2 protein-coding genes and 1 pseudogene are annotated in these 2278 nt (G+C 40.2%); 2 read left to right on the top strand and 1 reads right to left on the bottom strand.

From position 1 onward, the window contains the following. Nucleotides 1-221: 221 nt before the first annotated feature. Entirely contained in the window at nt 222-1151 is a 930-nt protein-coding gene (locus ACQKKO_RS21405) for an aldo/keto reductase (protein ID WP_498650730.1), read from the bottom strand. A gap of 122 nt (nt 1152-1273) precedes the next feature. Between ACQKKO_RS21405 and ACQKKO_RS21400 the strand changes: the two genes are divergently transcribed. Both ACQKKO_RS21400 and ACQKKO_RS21395 read left to right on the top strand, forming a co-directional pair. After that, nucleotides 1274-1645, top strand: coding sequence for an extracellular solute-binding protein (locus ACQKKO_RS21400; RefSeq protein ID WP_498650729.1), 372 nt, complete (start codon nt 1274-1276; stop codon nt 1643-1645). After that, nucleotides 1618-2088 (top strand): annotated as a pseudogene (locus tag ACQKKO_RS21395) (carbohydrate ABC transporter permease); the annotation flags it as partial. The gene ACQKKO_RS21400 and the pseudogene ACQKKO_RS21395, both read left to right, overlap by 28 nt. Nucleotides 2089-2278 lie beyond the last annotated feature (190 nt).

Here is a 2278-nt window from a genome sequence, read left to right as displayed (position 1 = left end):
CTTAACGGAGGACTTTTTTTGTGTAAATAGGTCAAAAGAAAACCCACAGGAATGCTCCTACGGAACAGAACGCGGTGAAGACACTGTAGCGGCGCTTTTCCCGCGAAAGGGGCTGAGGCCGTTCCGCGCGGGTGGGAGGGATTCTCCTGTAGCGGTTTTTTTGCTATATTTGTGTTTGACTCGCAACATTAATGTTATGTCCCGCCCTCGTTTACGTTCTTTTATTTTTGTAAATCGAGATAAGCAATATCATCGGCTGTTAACGTCAGGCTTGCTCCCCGCCCACAAGACTGTAATTCCTGACGGTTTTGTGGTCCTATGATAGCTCCTGTTGGGAAGCTTTGGTTTAATACATACGCTAAAGCGACTTCAATTAAACTGCACTGTTTCTCCTTAGATAACTTCTCCGCTCTGTCGTAACGTTCCCAGTTATCATCATTATAGAAAACACGGACTAAATCTTCATTCTCTAAATTATCGCGAGTGAAACGCCCCGTGAAGAACCCTCTTGCTTGTGAAGACCAAGAGAACAACGGAAGCTGACTTTGGTCATGCCATTTAATCATCTGTTGATCTGCGCTAACGCATCCTGGCCAATAAGGCTCTTTCGCTTTAGCTAAACTCAAGTTCGGACTTGAAAATGAAAAGCCCTGCATCTCGTTTTTAGCTGCATATTGATTCGCTTCTTCTAATCTCTCTACACTCCAATTCGACGCTCCAAATGCATGAATTCGTCCGGCTTGAACATGTTCATTTAACCACTCAAGCATATCTTCTACACGTACTGTCAAGTCATCGCGATGTAATGCATATAATTCAACGTGGTCTGTTTTTAGGCGTTCAAGACTTGTTTGAAGCTGATCATACAACTCACCTTTGTTAATGGTATGACCATGTTGATTTGGGTGACCACCTTTTGTCCATATATTTAATTTGTTACGGTTAGAGGGTTGATCAATCCACTGTCCAATTGCTTTTTCACTTTCACCACCAGCATAAATGTAAGCGGTGTCAATTGTATTCCCACCAACTTCAATAAATGCCTCAATCATTTCGTTTACTTTTTCTTGGTTTTGAGGTGTAAAATAATCAGAGCCTAAAATTAAAGAACTGATTGGCTTTTCAACAGCTGAAATTTCTACATGTTTCATAAAGTAAGCCTCCTAGTAAACTTGTTGTAATCGATTTCATTTTAATATATTATAAGTTGTACGTCCAACTATTTCACGTAAAAGTTTAAATGTAAGCGTTATCATATATTAAGGAGGATGACATGAAACGACTAAACCGTCTTTTACTAGGTGCATTTTGTACTGGAATGCTTGTTAGTTGTGCGAATTCAGAGGGAGCGGATGGCGATACAACAATTACACTGTGGTATTGGCATCGTGCGTTAGATGACCAAGTAATTAAAGACGTTGAAGCTGAATTTCCAGGTGTGACAATCAATGCTCAGAAAGTGGGCGGAGAGTACAAAACGAAGCTTCATACCGCTTTAATTGCCGGCAATGGACCAGATATTGTGGCGATGAATGACTGGGCCTCAGAGTATCTTCAGTATAGTGATAAGTTTGTTAATTTAAATGAATACGGAGTAGAAGAAATAAAGGATGACTACTTAGATTTGTTCCATCATTTCTGTTAATCGCTCAGTTTGGTTGGGTGGATTCATATAAAGCATTAATCATCCCAAGTCTGGCAAGTGCATTCGGGATCTTCTGGATTAGACAATTCTGTCAGGAGTCGGTACCAAACGATTTACTTGATGCAGGTAGACTGGACGGGTGTGGGATGTTCAGGTTGTACTGGAATGTCGCATTACCAACATTAAGACCAGCTTTAACCTTCCTTGGAATCTTTACATTTATCAATGTGTGGAATGACTATCTATGGCCGCTTGTTACGATAAACGATCCGCAAAAATATACACTACAGGTCATGCTGTCACAACTAAATGGTGTCTATGACACTGATTACGCGATGATTATGGCGGGTACACTGATGGCCACGTTACCTTTGATTATTTTATTTATTATCTTTAGTAGACAATTCATGGCAGGAGTAGCAGAAGGGGCAGTGAAGGAGTAGGTGGTAAAAAAAGAAGGAGGATGGGACATAACTAAAAACCAATATAAAAATGGCGAATGATTCAATTGCAGAATCATTCGCCATTCGTGATTTTCTTTGAACAAGCGGAGGGAGAACCCGAGACTCCCTCCGAAAAAGTTAATGTATCAATGGTTTTAAGGTTTTTAAAGAGATAAAAATATTTTTTATG

Origin of the sequence: Alkalihalobacillus sp. NPDC127517 (assembly GCF_050276055.1) — a bacterium.
Lineage (GTDB): Bacteria > Bacillota > Bacilli > Bacillales > Bacillaceae_D > Alkalicoccobacillus.
The sequence above is the reverse complement of the archived record's forward strand: the minus strand, read 5'-3'. Positions and strand labels throughout refer to the sequence as shown.

Excerpts from the sequence above, each read along its gene's own strand:
- ACQKKO_RS21405 (WP_498650730.1), bottom strand. The coding sequence starts at position 1,151 with ATGAAACATGTAGAAATTTCAGCTGTTGAAAAGCCAATCAGTTCTTTA.
- ACQKKO_RS21400 (WP_498650729.1), top strand. The coding sequence starts at position 1,274 with ATGAAACGACTAAACCGTCTTTTACTAGGTGCATTTTGTACTGGAATG.